Source organism: Janthinobacterium sp. FW305-129, assembly GCF_020858115.1.
GTDB lineage: Bacteria > Pseudomonadota > Gammaproteobacteria > Burkholderiales > Burkholderiaceae_D > Janthinobacterium.
Genome location: NZ_JACYMM010000001.1, coordinates 510183 through 536317 on the forward strand (window position 1 = coordinate 510183; position 26135 = coordinate 536317).

23 protein-coding genes are annotated in these 26135 nt (G+C 63.1%); 9 read left to right on the top strand and 14 right to left on the bottom strand.

Translation table 11 applies throughout. The features are described from left to right. Positions 1-73: 73 nt before the first annotated feature. Both IGS61_RS02205 and IGS61_RS02210 read right to left on the bottom strand, forming a co-directional pair. Positions 74-1654 carry a methyl-accepting chemotaxis protein gene (locus tag IGS61_RS02205; protein WP_230538093.1) on the bottom strand — a complete coding sequence of 527 codons (1581 nt, stop codon included), beginning with the start codon at positions 1652-1654 and terminating at the stop codon, positions 74-76. Positions 1655-1919: 265 nt separating this feature from the next. Continuing rightward, the gene (locus IGS61_RS02210; RefSeq protein ID WP_230538094.1) at positions 1920-2354 is read right to left on the bottom strand and encodes a hotdog fold thioesterase; all 435 of its coding nucleotides are present in this window, start codon (positions 2352-2354) and stop codon (positions 1920-1922) included. A 142-nt stretch (positions 2355-2496) separates the two neighbouring features. Here IGS61_RS02210 and lpxO point away from each other — a divergent pair, with 142 nt between their 5' ends. The 4 genes from lpxO to fdx all read left to right on the top strand — a co-directional run bounded on the left by lpxO (position 2497) and on the right by fdx (position 4975). After that, on the top strand, positions 2497-3396 hold the full coding sequence (gene lpxO, locus IGS61_RS02215) for a lipid A hydroxylase LpxO (RefSeq protein ID WP_077404091.1): 900 nt from the start codon (positions 2497-2499) through the stop codon (positions 3394-3396). Positions 3397-3479: 83 nt separating this feature from the next. Next, on the top strand, positions 3480-3890 hold the full coding sequence (locus IGS61_RS02220; RefSeq protein ID WP_230538095.1) for a DUF6331 family protein: 411 nt from the start codon (positions 3480-3482) through the stop codon (positions 3888-3890). Between the two features lie 30 nt (positions 3891-3920). After that, positions 3921-4553, top strand: coding sequence for a carbonic anhydrase (locus tag IGS61_RS02225; RefSeq protein WP_230538096.1), 633 nt, complete (start codon positions 3921-3923; stop codon positions 4551-4553). Positions 4554-4642: 89 nt separating this feature from the next. After that, on the top strand, positions 4643-4975 hold the full coding sequence (fdx, locus tag IGS61_RS02230) for an ISC system 2Fe-2S type ferredoxin (protein WP_230538097.1): 333 nt from the start codon (positions 4643-4645) through the stop codon (positions 4973-4975). Positions 4976-5006: 31 nt separating this feature from the next. Here the strand turns inward: fdx and IGS61_RS02235 are convergent, their stop codons facing one another. Together IGS61_RS02235 and IGS61_RS02240 are read right to left on the bottom strand one after the other, a co-directional pair. Then, positions 5007-7052: a M13 family metallopeptidase gene (locus IGS61_RS02235; RefSeq protein ID WP_230538098.1), complete on the bottom strand. Its 2046-nt coding sequence runs from the start codon at positions 7050-7052 to the stop codon at positions 5007-5009. 119 nt (positions 7053-7171) lie between these two features. After that, entirely contained in the window at positions 7172-7888 is a 717-nt protein-coding gene (locus tag IGS61_RS02240; protein ID WP_230538099.1) for a hypothetical protein, read from the bottom strand. Between the two features lie 156 nt (positions 7889-8044). Here IGS61_RS02240 and IGS61_RS02245 point away from each other — a divergent pair, with 156 nt between their 5' ends. Beyond that, positions 8045-8281 (top strand): DUF7661 family protein, encoded by a 237-nt coding sequence (locus IGS61_RS02245; RefSeq protein WP_230538353.1) that lies wholly within the window; start codon positions 8045-8047, stop codon positions 8279-8281. A gap of 1 nt (position 8282) precedes the next feature. Here the strand turns inward: IGS61_RS02245 and IGS61_RS02250 are convergent, their stop codons facing one another. The 6 genes from IGS61_RS02250 to IGS61_RS02275 form a co-directional block, all read right to left on the bottom strand. Continuing rightward, positions 8283-8852 carry a DUF1439 domain-containing protein gene (locus IGS61_RS02250; RefSeq protein WP_230538100.1) on the bottom strand — a complete coding sequence of 190 codons (570 nt, stop codon included), beginning with the start codon at positions 8850-8852 and terminating at the stop codon, positions 8283-8285. A gap of 204 nt (positions 8853-9056) precedes the next feature. Continuing rightward, positions 9057-10004 carry a hypothetical protein gene (locus IGS61_RS02255; protein WP_230538101.1) on the bottom strand — a complete coding sequence of 316 codons (948 nt, stop codon included), beginning with the start codon at positions 10002-10004 and terminating at the stop codon, positions 9057-9059. 31 nt (positions 10005-10035) lie between these two features. Further along, on the bottom strand, positions 10036-10479 hold the full coding sequence (locus tag IGS61_RS02260; RefSeq protein ID WP_230538102.1) for a hemerythrin domain-containing protein: 444 nt from the start codon (positions 10477-10479) through the stop codon (positions 10036-10038). A gap of 97 nt (positions 10480-10576) precedes the next feature. Then, entirely contained in the window at positions 10577-11932 is a 1356-nt protein-coding gene (gene prsR, locus IGS61_RS02265; RefSeq protein ID WP_230538103.1) for a PEP-CTERM-box response regulator transcription factor, read from the bottom strand. A 12-nt stretch (positions 11933-11944) separates the two neighbouring features. Continuing rightward, positions 11945-13996, bottom strand: a complete 2052-nt coding sequence (gene prsK, locus IGS61_RS02270) for an XrtA/PEP-CTERM system histidine kinase PrsK (protein ID WP_230538104.1) — start codon at positions 13994-13996, stop codon at positions 11945-11947. After that, positions 13993-15381 carry a TIGR03013 family XrtA/PEP-CTERM system glycosyltransferase gene (locus IGS61_RS02275; protein WP_230538105.1) on the bottom strand — a complete coding sequence of 463 codons (1389 nt, stop codon included), beginning with the start codon at positions 15379-15381 and terminating at the stop codon, positions 13993-13995. Before IGS61_RS02275 ends, prsK begins: the two co-directional genes overlap by 4 nt. Before the next feature lie 204 nt (positions 15382-15585). On the opposite strand from IGS61_RS02275, the gene nadB reads away from it, so the two are divergent. The 4 genes from nadB to IGS61_RS02295 all read left to right on the top strand — a co-directional run bounded on the left by nadB (position 15586) and on the right by IGS61_RS02295 (position 20120). Further along, positions 15586-17199 (top strand): L-aspartate oxidase, encoded by a 1614-nt coding sequence (gene nadB, locus IGS61_RS02280; protein WP_230538106.1) that lies wholly within the window; start codon positions 15586-15588, stop codon positions 17197-17199. A gap of 87 nt (positions 17200-17286) precedes the next feature. Next, complete coding sequence (locus tag IGS61_RS02285) at positions 17287-17700, top strand: hypothetical protein (protein WP_230538107.1); 414 nt, start codon at positions 17287-17289, stop codon at positions 17698-17700. Positions 17701-18007: 307 nt separating this feature from the next. Next, entirely contained in the window at positions 18008-18799 is a 792-nt protein-coding gene (locus IGS61_RS02290) for a hypothetical protein (protein WP_230538108.1), read from the top strand. Between the two features lie 784 nt (positions 18800-19583). Further along, a complete protein-coding gene (locus IGS61_RS02295; RefSeq protein ID WP_230538109.1) occupies positions 19584-20120 on the top strand; it encodes a hypothetical protein in 537 nt (178 codons plus the stop codon). A 228-nt stretch (positions 20121-20348) separates the two neighbouring features. On the opposite strand, the gene IGS61_RS02300 is transcribed toward IGS61_RS02295, so the two are convergent. The 4 genes from IGS61_RS02300 to IGS61_RS02315 are packed head-to-tail and all read right to left on the bottom strand — an operon-like array spanning position 20349 to position 26133. Continuing rightward, the gene (locus tag IGS61_RS02300; RefSeq protein WP_230538110.1) at positions 20349-21713 is read right to left on the bottom strand and encodes a toxin-antitoxin system YwqK family antitoxin; all 1365 of its coding nucleotides are present in this window, start codon (positions 21711-21713) and stop codon (positions 20349-20351) included. Further along, positions 21698-23044 (bottom strand): toxin-antitoxin system YwqK family antitoxin, encoded by a 1347-nt coding sequence (locus IGS61_RS02305; protein ID WP_230538111.1) that lies wholly within the window; start codon positions 23042-23044, stop codon positions 21698-21700. The genes IGS61_RS02300 and IGS61_RS02305 overlap by 16 nt, the downstream gene beginning before the upstream one ends. A 9-nt stretch (positions 23045-23053) precedes the next feature. Then, entirely contained in the window at positions 23054-25378 is a 2325-nt protein-coding gene (locus IGS61_RS02310; RefSeq protein ID WP_230538112.1) for a hypothetical protein, read from the bottom strand. Continuing rightward, the gene (locus IGS61_RS02315) at positions 25375-26133 is read right to left on the bottom strand and encodes a PP2C family serine/threonine-protein phosphatase (protein WP_230538113.1); all 759 of its coding nucleotides are present in this window, start codon (positions 26131-26133) and stop codon (positions 25375-25377) included. Before IGS61_RS02315 ends, IGS61_RS02310 begins: the two co-directional genes overlap by 4 nt. Between the last annotated feature and the right edge of the window lie 2 nt (positions 26134-26135).

The following is a 26135-nucleotide window of genomic DNA, read 5'->3' on the forward strand; positions in this document are numbered from 1 at the left end:
CCTGGCGGTGATCCAGCTCTCATTGTAGCGCGGAATATGGCGCTTGGCGCGCCGCGCTGCAGTATGAGCGGCCTCAGGCTGCCAGGCGCAGGGGGCCGTTGGCCGGCTTGGCCAGCTTGAAAATCCCCACTTCCTGCTCCAGCTGCGCCGCCTGCTGCTGCAATTCGTGCGCGGCAGCGGCCGCCTGCTCGACCAGGGCCGCGTTTTGCTGGGTCACGCGGTCCATGTCGACGATGGCGCGGTTGACTTGCTCGATGCCGGCGCCCTGCTCCTGCGTGGCATGGCTGATCTCGGCCATGATGCCCGTCACCCTGCCGATGCCAGCCACCACGTCATGCATGGTGACGCCGGCCTGCTCGACGAGCAAGGTGCCCGTGCCCACCTTGCTGACGGAATCGTCGATCAGGGCCTTGATTTCGCGCGCGGCGGCGCTCGAACGCTGCGCCAGGTTGCGCACTTCCGAGGCGACCACGGCAAAACCGCGGCCCTGCTCGCCCGCGCGCGCCGCCTCGACGGCCGCGTTCAGGGCCAGGATGTTGGTCTGGAAGGCTATGCTGTCGATCACGCCGATGATGTCGACGATCTTGTTCGACGAGGCATTGATCAGGCCCATGGTGTGCACCACTTCGGCTACCGCCCTGCCGCCCTGCTCCGACACCTTCGACGCCTCGCGCGCCAGGTGGTTGGCCTGCTGGGCGTTGTCCGCATTCTGGCGCACGGTGGAAATCAGTTCTTCCATCGACGAAGCCACTTCTTCCAGCGAACCGGCCTGCTGCTCCGTGCGCTGCGACAGGTCGCGGTTGCCCGAGGCGATCTCGGTCGAGGCCGTGGCAATGCTTTCCGTACCGTGGCGCACCTTGCCGACGATGGCGGCCAGATTATCGCGCATGGTCTTGATCGCGAACAATAAACTGCTGTCGTCGCCGTGGCGCGTGTGCACGTCGATGGCCAGTTCGCCCAGCGCGATGCGCCCGGCAATCGTGGCCGCATACGCCGGTTCGCCGCCCAGCTGGCGCAGCAATCCGCGCGTGATGACGGTGGCGACCGCAATACAAATGAGCACGCTGAGCGCGGCCAGCACGCCGATCCAGCGCAGCGACTGGCCATAGATGGCGCGCGCGGCCACGCTGGCCTGCTCCGATTCGCGCTGCACGTTTTTCAGCACGGCATCGATGTCGGCGACGATCCGGCGCCGCAGGGGGCTGCATTCTTCGACGAGGAAGGTGCCGTACTGCTCCATCTGTCCCGTGGCGCGGAATTGGCGCGGACGCTGCAGTTCCTGCGCCATGGTTTTCAGCCCCGTGCTGATTTTGTCGAATTGCGCATCGCCGGCGAACTGCGGCGCCAGCTTCGCCAGCGCGTCCAGGTACAGCGCCTTCTGGCTGTCGAGGATGGCCAGCTCTTTTTCGGCGGCGGCCTGGTCATGGAAAATGTAGGCGTTGCGGGCGGCCAGGCCCGTCTGGTCGAGCGCTTCGCGCGCCACGTACAGCGGTTCGAGTTTTTCCAGTTGGACTTTTTCTTGCGCGTCCATGGCACCGGAGATGGCGCCGATGCGCAGCAGCGCGAAGGCGGCCAGCACCAGCATGAGTAAGACCAGCAGCCCGAAGCCTGCGCTCAGGCGCGCGCCTATCGTCAAACGATTGAATGACATCATTGTTGTTATTACCCTGTAATAAAGTTGATTGTTGCCGGTTCCGCTAGAACCGGCGATCTGCTCGCCGTCGTGCTGCCTTTCCCGCATGGTGCAGGATGGGTCTCTAACTGGCGTTTTTTGGGCAGTCAGCTTCTAATTTCGGGCAATGCAGGCGCGCGGGACAGACCCTGCGCCATACAACAGCACACTGAATTATAAGCGAACAGCGTTACGGATGATTCCACGTGTACACTTTTAATGCCTTGATGCATATCAAAAAAGACAATTAACGCTGGCCTGGCGTATCGATGACGGCCATGGTGATGCGCGAGATGCAGCACAGCTTGCCATCGTCGTCGCTGATGCGGATTTCCCAGACCTGGCTGCTGCGGCCCCGGTGGATGGGCGTGGCGCGCCCCGTCACGTGGCCGCCGCGCACGCCGCGCACGTGGTTGGCATTGATTTCCTGGCCCACGCTCACTTGCCGGCTGGAATCGAGGCAGGCATTCGCGGCCATGCTGCCCAGGGTTTCGGCCAGCAGCACGGAAGCGCCGCCATGCAGCAGTTTAAAAGGCTGCATGGTGCGGTGGTCGACGGGCATGGTCGCCTCGATCCAGTCCGGGCCGAAGGCGCTAAATTCGATGCCCAGGTGGCGCATGGCCGTGCCCTCGCTGGCAGCGTTGAGGGTGGCCAGGTCGAGCGGTGCGTGCCAGATTTCCATTGTTACCCCTTCACAGATGAAATAAAACCATTGTAGGACAGAGCGCCCGCGCGCGCCGCTTCATCTTTCCTTCACCGTGGCACGGGGTGGCGCCGGCATTAACTGGTTATAATTGCCCCATTCTTAAAAAACGAGGTTGTGTATGAAGTGGGCCTTGCTGGGCATTTTTGTGTTTTCTGTTTTACATATTCATTTTCGTGGCAAGGTGCGCCTGCCGTTCCGCCGCCAGATCTTCGATCACTCCTCGTTCATGGCGCCGCTGAACCTGTTCATGCACACCTTTTCCAAGGTGCCGGCCACGCCCTATTTAGCCGTCGAGCAATTCCCGGAACTGGCGCCGCTGCAGCAGAACTGGCAGATCATCCGCGATGAAGCGCTGCGCATGCAGGAAATGAAAAAGATCAAGGCGGCCGAAAAGAACAATGACGTGGGCTTCAATTCCTTCTTCAAGTATGGCTGGAAGCGTTTCTACCTGAAATGGTATGACGCGAACCACCCGTCGGCGCAGCAGATGTGCCCGCAAACCTATGCGCTGCTGCAATCGATTCCGTCGATCAAGGCGGCCATGTTCGCGGAACTGCCGCAAGGCGGCAAGCTCAACCCGCACCGCGACCCGTTCGCCGGCTCCCTGCGCTACCACCTGGGCTTGCAGACGCCGAACGACGACCGCTGCTTCATCGACGTCGATGGCGAGCGCCACAGCTGGCGCGACGGCCAGGCCGTGATGTTCGATGAAACGTATATCCACTGGGCCCGCAACGATGCCGACAGCGACCGCATCATCCTGTTCTGCGACATCGAGCGCCCGATGCGCTACCGCTGGGCGCAAGGCTTGAACCGCTGGCTGGGCCGCACCCTGATGACGGCCGCCGCCTCGCCGAACGAGCTGGGCGACCAGGTGGGCGGCGTGAGCAAGCTGTTCCAGATTTCCTGGACCATGGGCCAGTACCGCCGCCGCTTCAAGGCGTGGAACAAGACGGCGTACCAGGTCACGCGCGTGGCCCTCGTCGTGGGCGTGATCGCGCTGATCTATTTTATTTAAGCGCCTTGCTTGCACCGCATTGAAAAACCGCCTCCGGGCGGTTTTTTTTATAATGCGATGCCACTCACCAGGAGAATCTGAAAATGACCGAACGCGACCGCCAGTACGATATCCAGATCGGCGAGGACGCCTGGATCGAATTCATCGATCTTGACGGCCGCTACGACCAGGCCGTCGACATCGATGGCTTGCTGGGGGAACTGTGGCCGCTGCTCTGCCGCCTGGAAACCTATTGCGTGGCCGGCTGCTGCGGTATGGATGCCTTCGATTTCACGCCCGAAGGCATCGCTGCGGCGCTGGTAGACCTTGAGCGCGCGCAACTGCACGCCGCCTGCGCGCAAGCCCGCAAAGCCGTGGCAGCGGCCGCCAGCGACGTCTTCACGAGCAACACGATGAATCACATGGCCGATAGACGCGTGTTTCTGCAATTGCTCGAGCATATCGAGCGCTGCCTTGGCGGGCCGCAAGCAGGAGCGGCGCCAAATCGGCGATAATACCGGCTTCCACCACTTTCTTCTTTATTTATGCGCGACATCATTGCCGGATTTCTACGTTTCCAGAAGGAAGTCTTTCCTGAACGCCGAGAACTGTTCAAGACGCTGGCCACGGGCCAGACGCCGAAGGCCTTGTTCATCTCGTGTTCCGACAGCCGCATGGTGCCGGAACTGGTGACGCAACGGGAACCTGGCGAACTGTTCGTGATCCGCAACGCGGGCAACATCGTGCCCTCGTTTGGCCCGGAACCGGGCGGCGTGAGCGCGTCCGTCGAATTTGCCGTGGCGGCCCTGCAGGTGACGGACATCGTCATTTGCGGCCATTCCGACTGCGGCGCCATGAAAGCCATCGCCACCTGCACCTGCCTCGAACACATGCCGGCCGTCAAGAGCTGGCTGCGGCACGCGGATGCGGCGCGCATGATCAACGAATCCGTCGAGCACGCCACGGAACAGGAGCGCATCGACGGCATGGTGCGGGCCAATGTCGTGGCGCAACTGAACAACATCCGCACCCACCCTTCCGTAGCGCTGGGCATCACGCAAAAGCGCCTGACCCTGCATGGCTGGGTGTACGACATCGAAAACGGCTCGCTCGATGCGCTCGACGAATCGACCGGCCAATTTGTCCCGCTGGCGGACCATCCGGCCTCGAAGCTGTAGGCGCGGCACGGCCAGGGTCAGGCGCAGAATGCGCTTGACCTTGTCCAGGCGGGAAGGTTCAAGGTAGCGATATTCAAGGAGATTATCGTATGCCAACCATCACCGTATTACCCCATCCCGAGCTGGCTCCGGACGGCGCCGTCATCGACGCGCCGGAAAGCATGAGCATTTGCGACGCATTGCTGCTCAACAACATCGACATCGAACACGCGTGCGGCCAGGTAGGCGCCTGCTCCACCTGCCACGTCATCGTGGTGCAGGGTTTCGACTCGCTCAACACACTGGGCGACAATGAGGAAGACATGCTCGACCAGGCCTGGGGCTTGCAGCCCCACTCGCGCCTGTCGTGCCAGGCCCGCGTCAGCCAGGAAGACCTGACGGTCGAGCTGCCCAGGTACACGCTCAACCACGCCAAGGAATAGTCCCCGGCGCGGCGAGCTGCTTAACCCATGCTTACCACATGATCACGCGCTGCTCCGGCGGCAGATACATGGGGTCGCCCGGCTTGATGCCGAACGCCTCATAGAAGCCGGGCTGGTTCTTGACCGTGCCCTTGGCGCGGAATTCGCCCGGCGAATGGGGATCGCTCTTGATCTGGGCGATCGCCGCTTCCGGACGCAATTTGGCGCGCCATTTCTGCGCAAAGCCGATGTACAGGCGCTGTTCGCCCGTCAAGCCATCGAGGACGGGCGACGGCTTGCCGCCCAGCGAACGCTGATACGCCTTGTAGGTGATCGACAGGCCGGAATTGTCGCCGATGTTTTCGCCCAGGGTCAGTTCGCCATTGATGTGGTAGCCCGGCACGGGGCTGTAGGCGCCGTACTGCTTGACGAGGCCGGCCGCCAGCGCCTTGAAGGCCGCGCGGTCTTGCGCCGTCCACCAGTTGCGCAGGCGCCCCTTGGCGTCATATTGACTGCCGGAATCGTCGAAAGCATGGCTGATTTCATGCCCGAAGGTAATGCCCAGCAAGCCGTAGTTGACGGCATCTTCCGCTTTCACATTGAAAAATGGCGGCTGCAGGATGGCGGCCGGAATCGTGATGGCGTTCAGTGCCGGGCTGTAGCTGGCGTTGACGGTTTGCGGCGTCATTGACCATTCGTCGCGGTCGACCGGTTTGCCCAGCTTGGCCAGGTTTTGCTGGCGGCTCCACGCGCGCGCGGCGCGCACGTTGGCGATCAGGTCGTTCGGCCGCGTCTGCATGCTGCTGTAGTCGCGCCAGGTATCGGGATAGGCGATCTTCGGCTTCAGGGCGGCCAGCTTGAGCTGCGCTTCCTTCTTGGTTTCCGGGCCCATCCAGTCCAGCTGCTCGATGCCATCCTTGAACGAGGCGACGAAATTGTCGAACATGGCCATCACGCGGGGCCGGGTTTCCGGCGGCAGATACATGTCCACGTAGCGCTTGCCGACGGCGTCGCTGATGGCGTTATCCGTGAAGCGCAGCGCCAGCTGCCACTGCGGTTCGCTTTGCGGCACGCCGCGCAGCACCGTGCCGTCGAAGGCGAAGCGCTCCTTGACGGTCGCGCTGTCCAGGTAAGAGGCATAGCTTTCGATGATGCGCCAGTTCAGGTAACTCTTCCACGCTTCCAGCGGCACGGCGGCCACGGTCTCGGAGAAGCCTGTCATGAAGCTGGGCTGGCGCACCACGGCCGAGCTTTCCTTTTTCGCCAGACCGGCGGCGGCGAAATACGCGTTCCAGTCGAAGGCCGGCGCCAGTGCGCCGAACTTGTCGAAATCGACGCGGTTGTACGATTTGACGGGATCGCGCATCTGTACGCGCGTCCATTGCGCTGCCGCAAGACGGGTCTCGATATCGAGGATCTGCGCCGCATGTTCGGCTGCGGCCTTGTCGCCGCTCATGGCCAGCATGGTTTCGACGTGCTTGAGGTACTTGGCGCGCACGGCTTGCAGCTTGGCGTCGTCCTCCTTCAGATAATAGTCGCGGTCGGGCAAGCCCAGGCCGGACTGGCTGATGTTGACCGTGTAGCGCTCGGGGTCTTGCGCATCGGGCGCCACATAGGCGGAAAACGGCGTGGCGACGCCATTGCCTTGCAAATAGGCAAACAGCGCCGGCAAGTCCTTCTTGTCTTTCACGCTGGCGACGCGGGCCAGTTCGGCCTTCAGGGGCTTGAAGCCGGCCGCATCGCGCGCCTTCTCGTTCATGAAGCTCGTGTACAGGTCGGCGATCTTGTGCGCCTCGCTGCCGGGCTTGCCGGGGTTCTTGACGGTGGCGTCGATCAGGCCGCGCAGCTGGCCTTGCGCGATTTCGCGCAATTCGATATACGTACCCCAGACGGATTTGTCGGCCGGGATTTCCGTATTGCGGGTCCACACGCCGTTGACGTAGCCGTAGAAATCATTCTTGGGGCTGACGGCCGGGTCCAGGGTTTTCAGGTCGATGCCCGATACGGGCGCGGTAGCATTGCTAGCTTGGGCGTACAGCGGTGGCGAAGATAAGGCGAGCAAGGCGCAGCAGGCGGCGCTGATGAGTGAACGTTTCACGAAGATTCCTTTAATTGTTTTGACTTCATGTTGGGGAACATGCTGTGTCCAGGCATGAGAGACAGGATTATAGTCGGCCTGCCTGCGGGGCAACAATGACAGTTGAACAATTCCAGGGATCAGCGGATCAGCAGATCAAACAGATCCAGGCCTTTTTTATCCTGATTTTTCAGCATGTCCGCAAGCGAACCCGGCGTTGGCCCGCCATTGCCGGCCGCATGATTGAAATAATTAAAATCGAGCTTGATCTTGTCTTCCAGGTCGCTCGCATAATTGGCCGGATATTGCGACTGTTCCAGCTGGGGCAATGCCTGGTAATGCGCCAGCACGGATTTGAAGAAATTGGTCGTCTTGCCGGTAGTATTGTATTCATGCATGGCTTGCGCCACGACTTGCGTGCGCCAGGCCTCTTCTTCCTGATACGCCTGCATAAAGGCGGCGCGGCGCTCGTTGATGGTAAATGTCCCGCTGTCATCGTTCGAAATGGCGGACAATTGCTCTCGCGAAAGCCCGGCAAACGGATTGGGGCCCTTTCTCTCGACATAAGCGGTGGCGGCGGCGGCCGACTTTGCCGCTGCCGCATCGTTCGGTTGCGGTACCTGCTTTGCGGCGGCCGCCTTGTGTTCGGCGTCCAGCGGATACAGGATGTCAGTGGTATTGTCATTCACCCACGCACCCAGCGTAGCGTGGTCGTAGCCCCGGATGGTGGCGCTGGTGGCCGTCGCGGCCGCCGACAAACGCCCGGCCAGGGTCGAGATCACGACATCGTCCGCCACGGCGCCAGCGCCGGCCGGCGCTGTCTGGCCCTTGTCCGATGCTGCCTTGCCTGATGACACCTTGCTGCCATCTGCAGCAAACAGTGCCCCGGGTTGGATTCCCGCCGTGCTGATATTGACCATTGCCCGCCCCTGGATAAGTAAATGTTACTATATAAGTAAATATTACTATAGCACAACAAATATCAAACCTGAGCAAGGGAATGGAGCAGCTTGATGCAGGAATACAGATTCAATATTTTCGGCACGCTGATTGCCGTCCGGGGAAATCCGGGAGCATGGCGCGCATTCTACCTGGGCGCGGAAGGCAAGCGCCGCCCCGCCGATTTCATTATTCCGGACGATATTCAAGCAGATGCGCTGTGCGAATACCTGGCGGACCTGTTCCATGAAGAGGCGACGCCGCGCAATAACACGGCCACGCCAATCGCCGCGCCCGCATGCCGGGCCTAGCTTATTTCACCGGCTCGAACGTCACCGTCAAGCCATTGCTGGTAGTCCTGATCTGCGTCGGCACGAATTGCACGCCCGCATAGCGCAATTCGTCGGGCTTGAAGGTGTAGATGGGCGTTTCATGCATGAGCTGGTCGGCCACCAGGCTGGCCACCTTGGCGAACTGGCGCTGCTGCGACTCGTCCATGCCGTCGATGGTGACCTTGTCCACGCTCGCTTCGCTCAGATACACCGCGTTGCGCTGTGCGTCGAGCACCAAACGGCCCGACATGGCCAGGCTGCCGCGCCAGCTCTGGCGTATGAACGGCGGCAAGACGCTGGCATCCACGCTCAGGGCCACCCGTTCGCGCTCGGGCTGCAGGGACAGTTGCGGGTGCGTCAGCTTGACGTCCAGCACGGACAGCACGCGCTTGTCGATGGGAAAGCGGCGCTCCAGGCCTTGCTGCATCTTGCTCAGCGACACATTCACGTCGCGCGGGCCGATCAGGGTGGAACACGAGGCCAGCACGCTGCAGGCAAAGGCGGCGATGGCGGCGGTTTTCAGCAAGGGACGGATGGCGGTCACGGTCATGGATAGTCTCGGTGGAAAAATGGCGCCATCTTACACATGCGCCCGCTTTCACGCAAAAACCGGCGCCCACCTTGCAGCGGGCGCCGGTTTTGTTGGCCCGCTTAGCGGACGAACAGGGCGATCAGTATGACGATGGGCAATGGAATGCCCAGCAGCAGCAAGAGGATGGAACGCATGGCAGACTCCTGAATTGAATGGGGGGATTTAAATGGTCACGTGGCGCAACACGCGCTCATGGTCGCGCTGGCGGCCGCCGAACGTTGCCGCCAGGCTGGCCACGAAAGCGCCCAGCAGCAAGGCGACGAACATCCACAAAGCCGTGTGGGCGCCGGCCTTGCGCGCCGTGTCGGCCGCTTGCTGGGCGGCAGCCTTCGCATCGGCGGCGGCCTTGGCGGCGCGGGCGTAGACGGCGTCGACGCGCGCTTGCGCATCGGCCTGCGTCAAGCCCGTGCGGCTGGCCACGACCTGGGCCAGATAGGCGCGGTCATCTGCAGACAGGCTGCCCGAGGACAGGCTGGCGGCGAAGATCTTGCCGACTTCCACGCGCTGGTCGGCGGCCGTCATGCCCGGATTTGCCATTGCCGGCGTGCCGGTGGCAGCGTCAGCCGGGGCCGGAGCCGCGCGCAGCAACATGTCCGAGAAATAATCGAGGGGATTGGCGCCGCTGCCGCCCTCGCCTTGCCTGGCGCTGGCAGCACCTGCAGCACCTGTGCCCGCTCCCACGGCCGGGCCAACTGCCGCCGCCACGCCGCTGCCCGCATCGATGGCGCCGCTCAGCACGGCGCGCGTGCCGCCGGCCAGCACGGCCACGGTGATCAGGGTGGCCACGGCCCAGGCCAGCAAGCCGTGCGCCGTATCGCGGAAATGCACCTCATCCGTGTGGATGGCACTCCATTTCACGCGCAGCCGGCCCGCCATGTAGCCGCCGATGCCGGAGGCGGCCAGTTGCATGAAGGCCAGCCAGGCGATGGTCGACACGCCGATGGCCGTGGCGTTGAACGACCACGGCGACACGGACGACAGGCCCAGGCCCACGCCGAGGATCAGCAGGATAAAAGACAGGGCGGCGGCCGCGGCGGCACCCGCCAGCACGGCGCCCCAGGACACGCCCGGGTTGTTCAGGTCCGACACGGACAATTGCGTAGCTTGCATGGAAATCTCCCTCGTTAAGTAATATGGTGCGTCAGGCAGGCATGCCCGTCAGCTGTTCCTTGCGCGCGGCCATTTCCCGGCCCAGCGCATCGAGGTCGACGCTCGTCTGCCGCACCTTGGGGAACATGTCGCCCTCTTCTTCTCCCACGTGGTGTTCGATCTGCTCGGACAAGACCTTGACCTTGGCGTCGTAGAGCTCGTCGGCGGGGTCCATCGCTTCGATCTGCGCGATGAGTTCCTTGGCGCTCGCGTGCTCGACGAGGGCTTCATCCATCAGGTCGCCGTCGTGGATGGGGCGGCGCACGGCCGGATAGAAGATTTCCTCTTCCAGCTGCGTGTGCACGGTGAGTTCCTGGCAGATCTGGTCGGCCAGCTTTTTCTTGGTGGCAAATGAGCGGTCGCTCAAGCCTTCATATTGGGCAAACAGGGCCTTCACGGCCTTATGGTCCTGCATCAATAAACTGATCGCATTCATGGCGCCTCCTCGTTGTAGATGAGACAAGGATGCGCCACGGCGGCGCCAGCGTATGTGCGACGCCTTACACAATCTTGATTTTTAATACACTGCCGGCCTACTTGATGCCGTGATGGCCCATCAGGTCGTACAGGGTGGGCCGGCTCACACCCAGCAGTTCCGCCGCCTTGGCGATATTGCCGTCGGCCCGCGCCAGCGCCCGCACCATCACCTTGTATTCGGCTCCTTCGCGGGCCTGGCGCAGGTTCAGCGGCTCATCCGGGGGCGCGACCTGGGCGCTGGCGGGCAAGCCCAGGTCGTCGGCGGCGATCTGCGGGCCGTCGCTCATGATGACGGCCCGCTTGATGCAGTTTTCCACTTCGCGCACATTGCCGGGCCAGCCATAGCTTTCGATCAGCTGCAGCGCGCCGGCGCTGAAATGCAGGCTGCCGCGCCCTTCGCTGGCACAGAACTTGTTCTTGAAATGCTGCGCCAGCAAGGCCGCATCGCCGGCCCGCTCGCGCAGCGGTGGAATGCGCAGGACGATTTCGCTGAGGCGGTAATACAAGTCTTCGCGGAAACGCCCCTGCTCCGCCAGCCCTTTCAGATCCTGGTGCGTGGCGCAGACGATGCGCACGTCGACGGCGATCTCGGCCCGCCCGCCCACCCGTTCGATCACCCGCTCCTGCAGGAAGCGCAGCAATTTTGCCTGCAGCGCCATCGGCATGTCGCCGATTTCATCGAGAAAGAAGGTGCCGCCGTGGGCCAGTTCGATCTTGCCCAGCGTCTGCCGCGCCGCGCCCGTAAACGCCCCCCGCTCATAGCCGAACAGCTCGCTTTCCAGCAGGTTTTCGGGAATCGCCGCGCAATTGATGGCGACAAAACGCTGGGCATGGCGGCTCGACAGCGCGTGCAAGCCCCGCGCAATCAATTCCTTGCCGCTGCCCGAATCGCCCAGCAGCATCACGCTGGCCGACGACGGCGCCACCTTTTCCACGCTGCGGCACAGTTTCAGCATGCCGGGGTCGCGGCTGACGATGCCGGCCAGCGGCGAATCGGCCTGCGTCTGCAGCATGCGGCGGTTCTCCTGCTGCATCGCGTGCAGATAGAACGCGCGGGCGATGACCAGGCCCAGCATGTCGGCCTCGAACGGCTTCTGGTGGAAATCGTAGGCGCCCAGCGCAATGGCCTTCAAGGCATGCGCGCGCTCCTGGTTGCCCGACAGAATGATGACCTTCGTGTCCGGCGCCAGCGCGAGGATTTGCTGCAGCGTGGCCAGGCCTTCCGTGGCGCCGTCCGGGTCGGGCGGCAAGCCCAGGTCCATCGTCACGACGGCCGGCTGGTGGCGCCGCACCAGCGCCAGCGCCGTTTCGCGCTCGCCCGCCAGCAAGACGTCATAGCCGTCGAAACTCCAGTGCAGCTGCTTTTGCAGGCCGGGGTCGTCTTCGATGACCAGCAGTTTCTGTTTGCCCATGGCACTCCTTTGCTATGCCGCATGCAGCGGCAGGATCACGCGGAACGTCGTGCCCACTTGCGGTTCGCTGCGCACTTCCAGGCTGCCGCCCACTTCGCGCAGGTATTCGCGGCTTTCGAAGACGCCGATGCCCATGCCCGCCGTCTTGGTCGTGTCGAACGGCTTGAACAGACGCTCGCGGATGAACTGTTCGCTCATGCCCTGCCCCGTATCGTCGAGCTCGATCACGGCCGTGCGCTGCTCGCGCCGCAGCCGCACGTCCACCGTGCCATCGCTGGCCGTCGCCTCGATGGCGTTCTGGATCAAGTGGCCCAGCACCCGTTCCAGCCGTGCGCGGTTGGCCAGCACCGTCAGTTCGCCATCGACGATGTCCAGCCGGGGCGCGGGCGCCAGGCTGGCCTTGGCCGCCACGGCCTGGCGCAGCAAGTTATCGAGCAGCAGCGGCGCAGGCGCTTCCGGCGCCTCGCCGCGCGCCAGTTTCTGCAGCAAGGTCTTCATTTTCTGCACGGAATGGTCGAGCGTACCCAGCATGTCTTCCTGGAAGGCGGGATTGGCGCGGTGCTTTTCCGCATTGCTCAATAGCAGCGACAATTGAAATACCAGGTTTTTCAGGTCGTGCACGATGAAGGTGGACATGCGGTTGAACGAGTCGAACTGGCGCGACACCGTGAGCGTGTCGAGCGATTCGCGGTGCGCCAGGTAGCTGGCGGCCTGGCTGCCGGCGATTTTCAGCACGTCGCGGATTTCCCAGTTCAGGCCGATACGCGTGCGGGGCCGCGCCAGCGCCACCAAGGCGAACAGCTGGCCGTGCAGCATCAGCGGCACCAGCAGCCACACGTCGGGCAGCGCCAGCAGCGCGGGCGGCAGCAGCAAGCCGCCGTACTGGCGGGGATCGCGCTGGCAGTCGGGCACGTCGATCACCCATAATCGTTCCTCCAGGAACTGGCACAGGGGACTGGACGCCGGCTCGCTCCACGTGCTGTGGGGCCAGTTCCAGCTGGCGGCCGGGGCAAACTGGCCAGGCTCGCGCAGTATCCACAGGGCGCCGGCGCGGCTTTCCACCAGTTGCGCCATGGCCTGTATCGTGCGTTCGCCCAGGGCGGGTCCGTCTTCCGACAAGGCGCGCGTAAAACGCAGCCATTCCTCGCGGTAATCGAAGATGGCATTGTAAAAATGTTTATTGATGGTCACCTTGAGCTTGGCCCGCAGGCTGCCGGAAAACAGCACGCCGGCCAGCAGCAGGGCCGCGCCGCCCAGGTAAGCCATCTGCATAAAGGAACCCCAGGTGCCGCCGAAATAGCGCAAGTAGTAGGCGCTGGCCGCCATGGCCAGCAGATAGATGGCCGAACCGAGCAAGGCGGCCGAGCGGTACAGCATCTGGCGCGAGACGGACAAGCCCAGCGCCCAGCCCGGATTGCGCGCGGCCGACACGGCCAGCAGCGGCGCGCACAGGGCGTCGACGATGCCGCGCGCGGCCCAGATGTCGTCGTTGATCGCGAGAAACAGCAAGGCGTCGCTGTACAGATAAAAGTCGTAGGCGAACAGGCCGCCCACGCCCAGGCAGGCAAACTTGATGCCCCAGCGTTTAAGGGGCGGCGTGTTGCGGTACCACTGCTCCACCAGCAGCATGCCCAGCACGGCCAGCAGCAAACGGCTGACGCTGGCGATGATGCGCGCCGGCAAAGGCAGCGCCAGCAACCACGAGGCCAGCGCGGACAAGGCGGGCGCCAGCGCCGTGAGGACGATGCCCAGCAGCACCAGGCGCAAGCGGGGCCGCGACGGTTCGATCAGCAGCAGCACCAGCACCAGCCAGGCCAGGGTGCGCAGCAATTCGAGCGCATCGCCAGCCAGCGAAATGCGCTGCCCCAGCAGCACCAGCACCACCGTGCCCGTGGCCCAGCCCCCCGTCGCCAGGCACGCCACCAGCAAGGCGCGCACGTTCTGCCGCGCGCGCCAGTTGCTGATGAGTAGCAGCGCCAGCAGGAAGAAGGCCAGCGACGCCAGGCCATGGCTGAGCGCCGCCGCGTCGGCCGCCGCCAGCCAGTCCGACTGCGCCCGTATCATCGGCTGCCCTTGCCAAACAGCACGACCTGCACCGTGTCGAGCAAGATCAGCAAGTCGAGGAACAGGCTGTTGTTCTTTACATAATACAGATCGTATTGCAGCTTCTTGACGGCATCGTCGACGGAGGCGCCATACTGGTAGCGCACCTGCGCCAGGCCCGTGATGCCCGGTTTGATGCTGTGACGAATGTTGTAGTACGGTACTTGCTGCTTCAACTGCTCGACAAAGTAGGCGCGCTCGGGACGGGGGCCGACAAAACTCATCTCGCCGCGAAACACATTGAGCATCTGCGGCAGCTCGTCGATGCGCAGCTTGCGGATCAGCTTGCCCACGCGCGTGATGCGCGCATCGTCGGCCAGCGCCCAGATGGGCTTGCCGTCGCGCTCCGCATCGCAGCGCATGCTGCGAAATTTCAGCACGTTGAAGGGCAAGCCGTCGCGCCCTACCCGCTCTTGCTGATAAAACACGGGGCCGCCGTCTTCCAGGCGGATGCACAGCGCCGTCACCAGCATCACGGGCAGCGCCGCCAGGCAGATGACGCCGCTGGCGGCCAGGTCGAACAGGCGCTTCGAGGCGGCGCGGAAAAAGCTCTGGTCGAAGCCGCCCCCATAGATCAGATAGCTCGGTTGCAAGGAATCGATGCGGATCTGGCATGCTTCGCGCTCGAAGAAGGTGGCCGCGTCGATGACCTTGACGCCGCCCAGCGCGCATTCCAGCAATTGCTTGGCAGGAAACGCGCCATTGCGCCGGTCGCTGACGGAGACGACGATTTCATGCGCCGCATGGCGCTGGGCCATGGCCAGCAGCGACGGTTCGGCCGGCAGCAAGGCCGAGGCCGGCACGCAGCGTTGTTCGCCCGCCACATCGATGCAGCCCACCACCGTGAACTGGTGGAAACCGATCTTGCTGGCCGCCAAGTCCATGCATTCGCGCGCCAGCGCCCCGCCGCCCACCAGGATCAGCCGGCCTTCCATCAGCGCCGATTGCGAGGATTTGAACACCACCAGGCGCGCCAGCAGCACGCCGATGGCGCCCAGGCCGAAGATCAGCACGCTGCCGCGCCCGAAATGCAGGGACGGAACGAAGCGGATCAGCACGCTGAGCACGGCAAAACCCAGCGCAAACGACGGCAGGATGCGTAATAAGGTGTTGCGGATGTCTTCGCGCGAGCGGTGCTGGTACATGCCCAGCGCACTCATGCTCAGGACGATGACCAGCGCAAAGATCGCGGACGACAGGTAAATCTCGCCCACGCGCAGCACGCGGCTGCCGTCAACCAGCCACAGCAAGGACGTCAGGGTGGCCGACAGCAGCAGGATCAGGATTTCCAGCAACAGCAGGATAAACGCTGTTTTCGAGACATAATGGCTGAAGATGCGGATCATGGTTCCCCCCTGCGGCAAAAAGCGTCACGCCGCGCACGGGGCGGCCTGCTGCTGTCTTGCCATGATGGCGAACTGTTCCGCGAAGACATTGATGCGCCACAAGCTACGGTCCCAGCTATCTTTCGCTTGCAGAATTTATCTCAACACATTACCGAATGAGGGGAAATGGCATATAGTATGCATCCCCTAAAAGAGATAAATGTCATGAAATTTGATGTAGCGATTGTCGGCAGTGGCCTGGCGGGTTTATCGGTTGCACTGCATTTAGCTGAGACGCGCACCGTCGCGATCATTTCCAAACGCGCGCTGCTCGACGGCGCCAGCAACTGGGCGCAGGGCGGGATCGCGGCCGTGCTGGACTCCGGCGACAGCCACCAGCAACACATCGAAGACACCCTGATCGCGGGCGGCGGCCTGTGCGACGAGAGCGCCACGCGCTACATCGTCGAGCACGGCCGCGAAGCCATCGAATGGCTGATCGAGCAAGGCGTGCCGTTTACGCGCGACGCCTCGGCCGAGCTGGGTTTTCATTTGACACGCGAAGGCGGACACAGCCAGCGCCGCATCATCCACGCGGCCGACGCCACGGGCCACGCCGTGCAAGTGACCCTGGAAGAAAAGGTGCGCGCCCACCCGAACATCAGCCTGTTCGAACACCATTGCGCCATCGACCTGATCACCTCCGACAAGCTGGGCATGAAGCCGGCCCAGCGCAACGCGCAACCGCATTGCCACGGCCTGTACGTGCAGGATGAGCAAACGGGCAAGGTGCACACTTTTGCCGCCGAGCACACCGTGCTGGCCACGGGCGGCGCCGGGAAAGTGTATTTATATACAACGAACCCCGACACGGCCAGCGGCGACGGCATCGCCATGGCCTGGCGCGCCGGCTGCCGCGTGTCGAACATGGAATTCATCCAGTTCCATCCGACATGCTTGTATCACCCGTATGCAAAATCGTTCCTGATCACCGAAGCCATCCGTGGCGAAGGCGGCTTGCTGAAACTGCCGCCCGAAGCGGGCGCAGCCGCCGGCACGCGCTTCATGCTGGCCCACGACGAGCGGGCCGAACTGGCGCCGCGCGACGTGGTGGCGCGCGCCATCGACTTCGAGATCAAGAAACGGGGCCTCGACTACGTGCACCTCGATATCAGCCACAAACCGGCCGAATTCCTCATCGAACACTTCCCCACGATTTACGCGCGCTGCCTGGAACTGGGCATCGACATCACCAAGCAGCCTATCCCCATCGTACCCGCTGCCCACTACACGTGCGGCGGCGTGGTGACGGATTTGTCCGGCCGCGCCGACCTGCCCGGCCTGTATGCCGTGGGCGAGACGGCCTGCACGGGCTTGCATGGCGCGAACCGCCTGGCGAGCAATTCCTTGCTGGAATGCATCGTCATCGGCCGCGCCTGCGCGCAGGATATCGAAAGCAAGGAAAAGCTGGGCACGCCCTACCTGCCCGACTGGGATGAAAGCCGCGTCACGGATGCGGATGAAGAAGTGGTGATTTCCCACAACTGGGACGAACTGCGCCGCTTCATGTGGAATTACGTGGGCATCGTGCGCACGACCAAGCGCCTGGAGCGGGCCCAGCACCGCATCGCCCTGCTGAAGGAAGAGATCGACGAGTACTACCGCAACTTCCGCATCACGCACGATTTATTGGAATTGCGCAACCTCGTCGACGTGGCCTCGATGATCGTCAACAGCGCCCTGTCCCGCCGCGAAAGCCGCGGCCTGCACTTCAGCAGAGACTATCCGGAAACCTTGCCGAAGGCCATCGCCAGCGTGCTGACGCCGCCGCACCGCTAAGCCATCATGGAACCCATGCAAGGTCCGGGGGCACGCCATTTGCCACAGGCGGCCCCGCTGCAGGCATCGCGCAATCACCGAAACTGAATGCACATATTGAATAAGAGACTTTTTGATGCGATTGCATCCGCGGTGGACCTGGATGCCCCTGCAGAACAATCTTCAGCTCAGCGATTCATGATTGAGGCTATCGGAAGTGTGACTGAGCAATTGCCTGCGGTTGCCAGGTCAGCGGCAGCGGTGGCGTATCGATACATGACCGGTGCGGCGACGGCTGAGGAAGTCATCGCTGAGCGTGTAGGTTTCTGGCGAGCAATTGAAGGGCGTGACCAATCGGACGCGCCAGACGTTTTGAAAATCAGAACGGCCATATGCGTCTTGCATCCCATGGATAGTGGCGCTACTGCCGAAACATTGGAGTATTTTTTTGCATTTTGGCAGCAAGCAGGCTTGCCCCAGTCTGAGCTTGAGGCCGCTGCTCGGAACAGGTATGGAATTTGAGGTGGCTTTAAGTGGCCTATCGTGTTGAAGAAATCGAGCGGCAACAATTTCGGGAGATATCAGACCACCAAGCAGTCGCTGATCGTTCAACAGCGGCGGTTCTGGCCGTTGCAACCCTCTACGCGAAAGTCTATGAATATCAAGCCCTTTCCTATGAAATCCTTTTCGGCCGAGGTGGTAACGTACTACAGGGATCAAGGCCATATCACCGGCCCGTTTAGGATCAGCGCCTGGACCGGCCCCGGGCAGTGCACGGTCACGTAGCGTCAGGCTTGACTGCCTGTCGTCCATCGTTTAAGTTGATGCAATGGAAAAACAGACTGAAACGACGCCACTCGATCTGCGTTCTGCCGCATGGGCAAGCCTGACGGATGGTTACGGCGGCGCTGAAAAAATTCCCGCGCTGCTGCAGGACCTGCGGCGGGGCGACGCCGAGGCCCTGGACGATTTATATGGCCATATTTGTCACCAGGGCTCGATTTATCCGGCTTCGGTCGCCGCATTCCCGCACCTGGTTTCCCTAGCGGCGACGGTGACATCGCCGGACCTGCGCGCCGGCGTGCTGTCGCTGGCGGCGTCGATTCATGAAAGCGCCGGCCTCGACGAGGAATTGAAGGCATCCCCCTATGTCGCGGCCTTTAATGCCGCAGTCCCGGCCGCGCTCGTCATGGCAACCGCCGACCTGCGGCAGGTCGAGGACACGGTGAGCGGCATCTACCTGCTTAAGGCCGCCGCATCATTCGCCGGATTTGCCGGCGTGGCGCGAGTGCTGGGCGGCTTTGCCAACGAGGAGTTCTGCCTGGCATGTCCTGCCTGCGGCGTAGAGCTCTATGTGTGGCCGGTAGCGCAAGGGCTGTCGGTCGCCGCCGAGGATCCCGTCTTTACGCCAACAGCGAAAACGCTGCTGGTGATTGCCGGCCCTGCCGACGACTCACCCCACCTTGCCGCCTTTGCCTGGTTGCAGGCGCAAGCGGACGCTTTGCCATTGCTGGATGACATCGCGTTTCGCTTGCCTTTCCTGTTTGGCAGCGCATGTTGCGCCGGATGCGGTCACGCTTTTTCACTGATGGATACGCTGCTCAACGATGCAGTGGATTAATCCGGCAGCCTCACTGGAGCGCGATTATTAAAGTCAGACACAAAACAACAATGTTTGACACAGGAGGCCGAGGTAGACATGCTCTCGGGAAGTTCCGCTTTCGGCCACAAGCGGACATTCGAGAAAAAATAAATCTAGCTAAAAGACAGCGTTTTAGTTTTTAATTCGCAACTCACAAACGAGGCATCTGATGAGACTACTGAAGTCGTCACTGGCATTTCTTTTCGCCGTTACTGTTTCTGTTTCTGGCTGCACCACCACCCAAGTAGCTGGTTCCTGTCCAACCTCTCCGGGGGGGGCCTGCTACGCAGGACCAGGGGGACCACTGTACGCGGGTCCGGGCGGTGCCATGTACGCTGGACCTGGTGGTCCGCTATATGCAGGCCCAGGTGGTGCCAGAGACTCTGGACCAGGCGGTGTCGCCTATTCGGGACCAGGTGGTGCTTGTTATGCGGGTCCCGGCGGCGCTTGCGAGACCTTGAAGGGGGCAAGCAAACAATGCCCGTCAATTTGCAAACCCGTGGTATCAGCAACGGCCCCAGGCAATTGACACCCGTCAGCTCGCTAGCCAGCACCTTCACGCCAAACCATTGCATTAGCCTTAGATGATAGTCAGGTATGCGGGCAGAACGCCACTAACGACAGCAGCCGGCCAAAAGCGCTCGCTGCCTGCACTCGTGCTCATCTTCCGTCATTCCCATTCAGCTAACAACTACTGAAATGGGGCACAACCGGCCAACGACGGCAACCAGAAGCGGTCACTCGACGTATCCCTTGGAAACAAATGCAGATGGAAGTTAAATTTCTTAGTCTTGGCGAGCACAGTGAACATGGTCGCGTCCTTGTTGCTCGCGGGCCAACCTCAGAATCCAACATCGTTGCCAGTGTCTTGATCGCTCACCATAGTGCGCCGGTGACTCGCGTAAACATTCTTGCCAGCGCAGGGTACTCGTGCTTTCAGAGCACACGTTTCGCTGAGGGCATCGTTTACATCGGCTTTGGGCAGTTCGTGTTCGTCGTTGATCTTTACCTTGGCGAAGTTCGTCGCCATCAGCTGGACGGTTACTTTGGCCATCTGTACGATTCGCGCGACCTTGAGAACTTAAATAGCCGCATCGCAGTGCTTGTAACTTCGGCATCTGAAGTTCTTGCTTTTGACCATACAGGAGGTCTGATCTGGGGGCAGTCGCCGCTTGGGATCGACGGTGTAGTCCTTCACGATGCGAGCGCGGGTCGGATTCGTGGTGATGGTGAATGGGACCCACCAGGCGGCTGGCGCCCATTTAGCCTAGCTCCAGAGTCAGGAGCAATACTTCAATGACCGGTATGGGGCGAAAGCAGCCAACCACAAAAGGCCCGGTCCGGCACAAACGGCCATGCCCAAGGTTCCGTCCGGGCTGGCAACGGTGTTTGAGGCCAGCAGCACAGTGCTGCAACGGGACGAACCGTGGATGCCATCCGCCATACGGTATCCCTGCAGTACCTGTGCATGCCTGGCAAAAAGGCTGGCCACGCATCAGTGATCGAACGGCAATGCCCCCCCCCCGGCTCACGGTTCCGGTATCAGCGGCGCGATGCCATCCTCCGTGTACGACATCTTGGCCGACGCGCCCGTGCACTCCCCTTGCGGCTCGTCCGCCACATAGCGACACTCGCTTTCAAGGCTGCCGTCTGCACTCCAGTGCCGCGTCCAGCCCTGGCGTTCGCCGTTCACGTATTCGATCAGCTGCCTCGGCTTGCCATCGGCGTACCACGAGCGCAATGCGCCCTCCTCGCGCCCGCCCGCGTTCCACCGTTTGTCCAAGAGCAACACGCCGGCCCGGCTGAAGCGCTGTTCGCTGCGCAATACGTAATGGCCGCTGTGCGTGCGCTTGCTGGCGACCTTGCCGTCCGGATAATATTCGACGCTGTCGCCAGCGGGCTTGCCGTCCACATAGCTTACCGTGCTGCGTACCCTGCCATCCGGGAAATAGCCGGTGCTGGGGCCCGTCATGATGCCATTCACATGCTGGCTGCGGCTTTCCACGGTGCCGTCGGGATAGAACAGCAGCAGCTCGCCGTCCGTCTCGCCCTTGACCCGCGTCATGCGCGTGCGCAGCTTGCCGTTTTCATCGAACGTTTCCACCACACCGTCGGCGCGGGCGCCGTTGCGGTAGGTGCGTGACTCGATCAGCTTGCCACTCTGGTGATAAGTCTGCTCTTCGCCTTCCTGCACGCCATTGCGCCAGCTGCCGCGCATGGAAACCTGGCCATCCGGGTAATAGCGGGTCTGCACGCCTTCCTGCACGCCGCGCCCGTCCTGCTCCACCAGCATTTCCAGCTGTCCATGCGGGTAATACATGCTGTAATTGCCCACCAGCTTGCCGCGCAGGTAATCGGGGGCGTCGACCTGGCCCGTCAGCCGCTTCGGCTCTCCTTCGCGCACGTGATAGATCTCGACTTGCCAGGTGCCGGGCAGCTTGCCGGGCGGCAGCGGAACGACCAGCGCATAGCGTGCCTCTTCCATCACTTCGCCGCGCGACAGGTTGTGGTTCAGGTAGAGCCGCGCCTTGCCATCGGCACACGCTTGCGGCTCGCAGCCGCCCAGCTTGCTGACTTCGGGCATGGCGAGCGCTGCGCCGGGTGCCGGACACGATCTGATGCGCATCAGCAAGGGCGTCGCCTCGCGTATCAACGGCGCCAGCTGCTGCTTCATGGCCGCGTATTGCGCCGCATCCAGCCCGACCGAGCGGGCATCCATGCGCACCTGGCGCCCGCTGCAGCCGCTGTCGCCGGCCAGGGTCAGCACGTCGCCGCCGCCCTTGCCGGGCTCGGCCTGGATCGCGCTGACCACTTGCCGCTGCACGATCTCAGCCTGGGCCAGCACCGGCAACAGCAGCATGGCGCCAAGCACGTGCTTCACAAGGCGCGCCATGCCTGCTCCTTGCGCTGCAGTTCCGGCGCCGGCGGCGCCTCGCCGCAGCCGCCCTGGGCCTTGCCGGCCACATAACGGCATTCGCTTTTCAGGCTGCCATCCTCGTGCCAGCTGCGGCTCCAGCCGTCGCGCCGGTCATTCACGTACTCGATCGATTGCTCGGGCTTGCCGCTTTCGTACCACGAGCGCGACGTGCCCTGCTCGCGCCATTGCGCATCCCAGCGTCGTTCCAGCACCAGCACGCCCTGTGGGCTGTAGCGCTGGAGGCTCAGCAAGCCGCCATCGTCGGCATACTGCTGGCGGCTTTGCACCTTGCCGTCCGGATAGAATTCCAGCGCCTCGCCCGTGGGCAAGTCATTGCGCAATGTCATGGTGCCGCGCACGGCGCCATCAGGGTGATAGTTTGTCGTCAAACCATTGTATTTCCCCTCCTTCATTGCGGAGCGGCTGGAAATACTTCCATCAGGGAAATACGTGAGCATCTCGCCTTCGATCTTGCCGCCGCGCAGTACATAACTCGTGCTCGGCTTGCCATTTTCAGCCGAGATCTGCTTGGGGCCGTCCAGCTGCTTGCCATCGCGGTAGCTGCTCGTTTCGCGCAGCTTGCCCGTGGCGTGATACAACTGGTGTTCGCCTTCAGGCAAGCCGTGGCGCCAGTTGCCGCGCTTTTCCAGGGTGCCATCCGCAAAATACTGGCTGGTAACACCGTCCTGACGCCCCTGCCCATCCTGCGCCACCTGTTTCTCGATCTTGCCATTCGGGTAATACGTGACATAGCCGCCCACCAGCTCGCCGGAGGCATAATCGGCCTTGTTAACCTGGCCGGACAGGCGCAGCTTGTGGCCGGCGACGCTGACAATCTCCACCTTCCACGTGCCCGGCAGCTTGCCTTTCGGCAAGGGCAACAGCAGCACGTTCGGTGCGTTTTCCTGCTCGATGGGGTAGAAACCTTCGTGCAGGTACAGCCGCGCCCGGCCATCGGCGCAGGCGGCTGGCGTGCAGGCGGCGATCTGGCGCACGATGGGCACGCTTGCATCCTCGGGGCATTTTTTCACGGTGACGAGCATGGGCGTCTTGCTGCGGATGTGCCGGGCCAGTTCGGTTTTCAGCGCCTCGTACGGCGCCTCGTCCAGGTTCACTGAACGCGCATCCATGCGGATCTGCTTGCCGCCGCAGGCCGTCGTGCCCGCGATAGTGAACACATCGCCGCCTTCGCTGTCGGGTTCGCCGGCCATGCTTGCCAGCACCTGGCGCTGCACGATGTCCGCCTGCGCCATGCTCGAGTACAACAGGGAAGCACCAAGCAGCACGCATAGGGTCTTGATTTTCATGCTATTCCTTTAATTTTCCGCCGTGGCGGGCGCGTCGGCAGGCACGAAACTGGCACGGCCATTGCGGTAGCGCACCAGCACGTCAACCTTGCCGTCCTGGAATTGTCCATTTTTCACGGACGGGTTGAAAGTCCAGCTCTTCAGGCTATCCAGGATGACCTTGTTGAGCATGGGCTCCATGAATTGCTCGGCCCGCGCAGCGGTCAGGCTGCCATCGGCAGCGATGGACAAGGTCAGGCGGCTTTCGCCGCTGGCCTGCGCCTCACTCAACACGCGGTAGGCGACGGTGGCCATGCTGTCGCGCTGTACGCTGGCGCCCTGGTCTGGCGGCGCCGGCAAGGCTGCCAGCCTCTTTGCCAGCAATGCGCCGTCGGCCAGCGCCTTGTCCCAGCGCTTCGGATAGGCGCCCGGCTGCACCAGGCGCAGCATATTGGCCGCGCGCTCCATGCGGCTGGCCGTGCGCTCGACGCCGTTGTCGGCCGCTTCGCCTTCTTCGGCCGGCATGGCATTCTGCGCCGCATGGCGCTGCGCCGTTACTTGCGCCAGCGCCACCAGGTTGGCGGCATCCTGCTCGCCGCCGCCCCCGCCGCGCAGCAGCGCCGTGGCGGCGATGCCGAGCCAGGCCACGCCATCGGTCGGACGGGCCCACACGGCTTGCTCGAAGTATTGGCGCGCCGCTTGCGGCTCGTTCAGGCTCAGGTGCGTGCGCGCCAGCGCCGCGGCAGCCAGGTGGTCGCGCGGATCGGCTTGCAGCAAGTCGAGATAGGTATCGGACAAGCTGGACTGATAGCCGGGCAGCCAGCCCATGCTTTCCATCATCGAGGTGCGCAAGCGCGTGCGCGCCAGGTCACCGCTGTAGCCCGACGACTTTTCCCGCTCGCTGCGGTACAGCAGTTGCAAGCCCCGCCCGATGGCGGCATCGTCGCCCTTGCCCATGGCTTGCGACAGGTTGCGCACGGCGCGCCGCACGTCCGACTGCTGCAATGCACCGGCCTTGCGCGCATGCCAGTCCAACTGTTCCAGCCCGGCTACGGGCACCGTCGTGACTTGCTGCTCAGTTTTCTTTTCCGCATCGGCCGGTACGGCGGTCCAGATCGCAAAGCCGATCACGAAGAACACGATCAGGATGATGATGACCACCCAGCCCGTGTCCGACACGGCGGACTGCCCTTGCGGGGCCGGCGCAGGCGCCGGCTTGCCAGGCAAGGCGCGCGAACGCTGCGGCGCCGCCTGCCTTGCCTGCGCCGAAGCCTGAGCCGAGGCTTGCGCGGCCGCGCCGATCACCTTGTCGCGCGCGCAGGCCGCGCAACCCTGGCCCGCAAAATGCTGATGTTCGGGATTCACGGCGCAAACGACCAACTTGCCGCCGCTGCGCTGCGCATAACCGCGCAGCAACTGCGCCCAGTCGGCCGCCGAGGGCCGCTGGGCGTTTGGCGACTGGGAAAACGCGCGGTCGAACATGGCGCGCAGCTCGGGCGGCATCAGCGCGTGGCCGCTGGTGGCGTTCGGCGCCAGCAGCTTGTGGCGCTTCACGCCATACGCGTAATAACCGTCGCGGATGCGGCCGGGAATATCGGTGGCCACTTGCGCATTGCCGGGCCGCCCGCTGTACGGGTGGATGCCGAAGTTGAGCAACTGGAAAATGACGACGGCCAGGGCAAAGCGGTCTTGCGCCATTTCCGTGCCCGCAGGCATGCCCTTGCGCTGGAATTCCGGCGCCAGGTAGTCGGCCGTGAATTGCTCGGCAGGAAAACGCTCCGCATGACCCTGGATGCTGAAACCGTCGCAATCGAGCATGGCGATGTACAGCGAATCGCGGTAAAAGCGCAGGTTCACGGGTTTTAAGTCGACCACGTAATGCTGCTGCTGGTGCAAGGCATCGAGGACGGCGGCCAGGTTGGCGGCCAGGGTCAGCTTGGGACCGAGTCCCGTGGGCAAGCCCGCCGCGCGCGCTTGCCGCTCCTGCATGATCTGTTCCAGCTCGGCCGTTTGCGCCATGTCAAGCAGGGGCATGACGAAACCGGCAAAACCGCCCTGGTCGTCGAACACGGCCGCTTGCGGCCAGGCGATCTGCACGTAGCGCTTGCCGTTTTCCAGCTGGTCGGGCAATTCGGGCGACAATTCCAGCATCGCTTCGAGCTTGCGCCGGTTGGCGGCCCGGTCCAGGTGCGGGTGGTACAGCTTGGCCACCTGCGCGGGCGCGCCGGGCAGCAGATACACGCTGCCCGCGCCGCCGCTCTTGACGAGTTTGCCCAGTACAAGGCTGCGAACCTTATCCAGCCATATCTTGCCGCCCGGACTCAGACCGGGCGCGACTCCCTGCTTCCGGCTCATGCGCGCAAGGCCAGCAGCAAGGTCTTGTCATCGCCCGTGATCTGGTGCGTGCGCGGGTCGGCCAGGGTGGACGCCAGTGCCGTATTGCCCAGTTCCACGCTGTCGACCGCGCGCAGATAGCCTTGCACGGCATCCATGAACGGCGCGTACAGCGCTGCATTGTTCTTGCTCATGGCAAAGGGCATGCAGCCGTCCGACATCAGCACGACGCCGCGCACGGCTTGCGGAATCGCAAGCAGGCGCAGCTGTTCGCGCCAGCGCGCGCCGCTGATGAAATATGTTTCGTTGGCGTATTCACCGTTGGCGGGCAGCGAGATCAGCTCGCCGCCGTCCATCAGCTGCGCCACGCCCAGGCCGTCGCCCAGGTGGAAGAAGAAGCCTGTATCTTGCCCCATAACCACGCCGACGACCGTGCAGGCGTAGTCATCAAGGGTGGCGTTGGCGGCGCGGGCGATGTCGTCCAGCGCGGCGCGGATCTGCGCCAGGGTGCCCGCCAGCGCGCCGTCATGCAGATCCTGCACGGTGGCGCCCTGCTCCAGCCGTCCGGCCAGCGCTTGCACGGTTTGCTCCGCAACAAACTGCGCGCCCTGCTCGCTGAGGCGGGCCGAACCGGCGCCGTCACAGACGATGGCCACCAAAACGTCGTTCACGACGGCGTGCGCGTGCGCATCCTGGCAAGGGATGTCCTTATCCAGGTGCGCCTTGCCCGTGACGGAGGCGCCGAACACGCGCCAGGTATTGTGTACCGCAGTCATGA

Coding starts and splice junctions, on each gene's coding strand:
- nadB (WP_230538106.1), top strand. CDS start 15,586: ATGAAATTTGATGTAGCGATTGTCGGCAGTGGCCTGGCGGGTTTATCG.
- IGS61_RS02285 (WP_230538107.1), top strand. CDS start 17,287: ATGCACATATTGAATAAGAGACTTTTTGATGCGATTGCATCCGCGGTG.
- IGS61_RS02245 (WP_230538353.1), top strand. CDS start 8,045: ATGCAGGAATACAGATTCAATATTTTCGGCACGCTGATTGCCGTCCGG.
- IGS61_RS02210 (WP_230538094.1), bottom strand. CDS start 2,354: ATGGAAATCTGGCACGCACCGCTCGACCTGGCCACCCTCAACGCTGCC.
- prsR (WP_230538103.1), bottom strand. CDS start 11,932: ATGGGCAAACAGAAACTGCTGGTCATCGAAGACGACCCCGGCCTGCAA.
- IGS61_RS02225 (WP_230538096.1), top strand. CDS start 3,921: ATGCGCGACATCATTGCCGGATTTCTACGTTTCCAGAAGGAAGTCTTT.
- IGS61_RS02275 (WP_230538105.1), bottom strand. CDS start 15,381: ATGATCCGCATCTTCAGCCATTATGTCTCGAAAACAGCGTTTATCCTG.
- IGS61_RS02300 (WP_230538110.1), bottom strand. CDS start 21,713: ATGGCGCGCCTTGTGAAGCACGTGCTTGGCGCCATGCTGCTGTTGCCG.
- IGS61_RS02205 (WP_230538093.1), bottom strand. CDS start 1,654: ATGATGTCATTCAATCGTTTGACGATAGGCGCGCGCCTGAGCGCAGGC.
- IGS61_RS02290 (WP_230538108.1), top strand. CDS start 18,008: ATGGAAAAACAGACTGAAACGACGCCACTCGATCTGCGTTCTGCCGCA.
- IGS61_RS02315 (WP_230538113.1), bottom strand. CDS start 26,133: ATGACTGCGGTACACAATACCTGGCGCGTGTTCGGCGCCTCCGTCACG.
- IGS61_RS02310 (WP_230538112.1), bottom strand. CDS start 25,378: ATGAGCCGGAAGCAGGGAGTCGCGCCCGGTCTGAGTCCGGGCGGCAAG.
- IGS61_RS02295 (WP_230538109.1), top strand. CDS start 19,584: ATGCAGATGGAAGTTAAATTTCTTAGTCTTGGCGAGCACAGTGAACAT.
- prsK (WP_230538104.1), bottom strand. CDS start 13,996: ATGATACGGGCGCAGTCGGACTGGCTGGCGGCGGCCGACGCGGCGGCG.
- IGS61_RS02305 (WP_230538111.1), bottom strand. CDS start 23,044: ATGAAAATCAAGACCCTATGCGTGCTGCTTGGTGCTTCCCTGTTGTAC.
- IGS61_RS02250 (WP_230538100.1), bottom strand. CDS start 8,852: ATGACCGTGACCGCCATCCGTCCCTTGCTGAAAACCGCCGCCATCGCC.
- IGS61_RS02260 (WP_230538102.1), bottom strand. CDS start 10,479: ATGAATGCGATCAGTTTATTGATGCAGGACCATAAGGCCGTGAAGGCC.
- lpxO (WP_077404091.1), top strand. CDS start 2,497: ATGAAGTGGGCCTTGCTGGGCATTTTTGTGTTTTCTGTTTTACATATT.
- IGS61_RS02255 (WP_230538101.1), bottom strand. CDS start 10,004: ATGCAAGCTACGCAATTGTCCGTGTCGGACCTGAACAACCCGGGCGTG.
- IGS61_RS02220 (WP_230538095.1), top strand. CDS start 3,480: ATGACCGAACGCGACCGCCAGTACGATATCCAGATCGGCGAGGACGCC.
- fdx (WP_230538097.1), top strand. CDS start 4,643: ATGCCAACCATCACCGTATTACCCCATCCCGAGCTGGCTCCGGACGGC.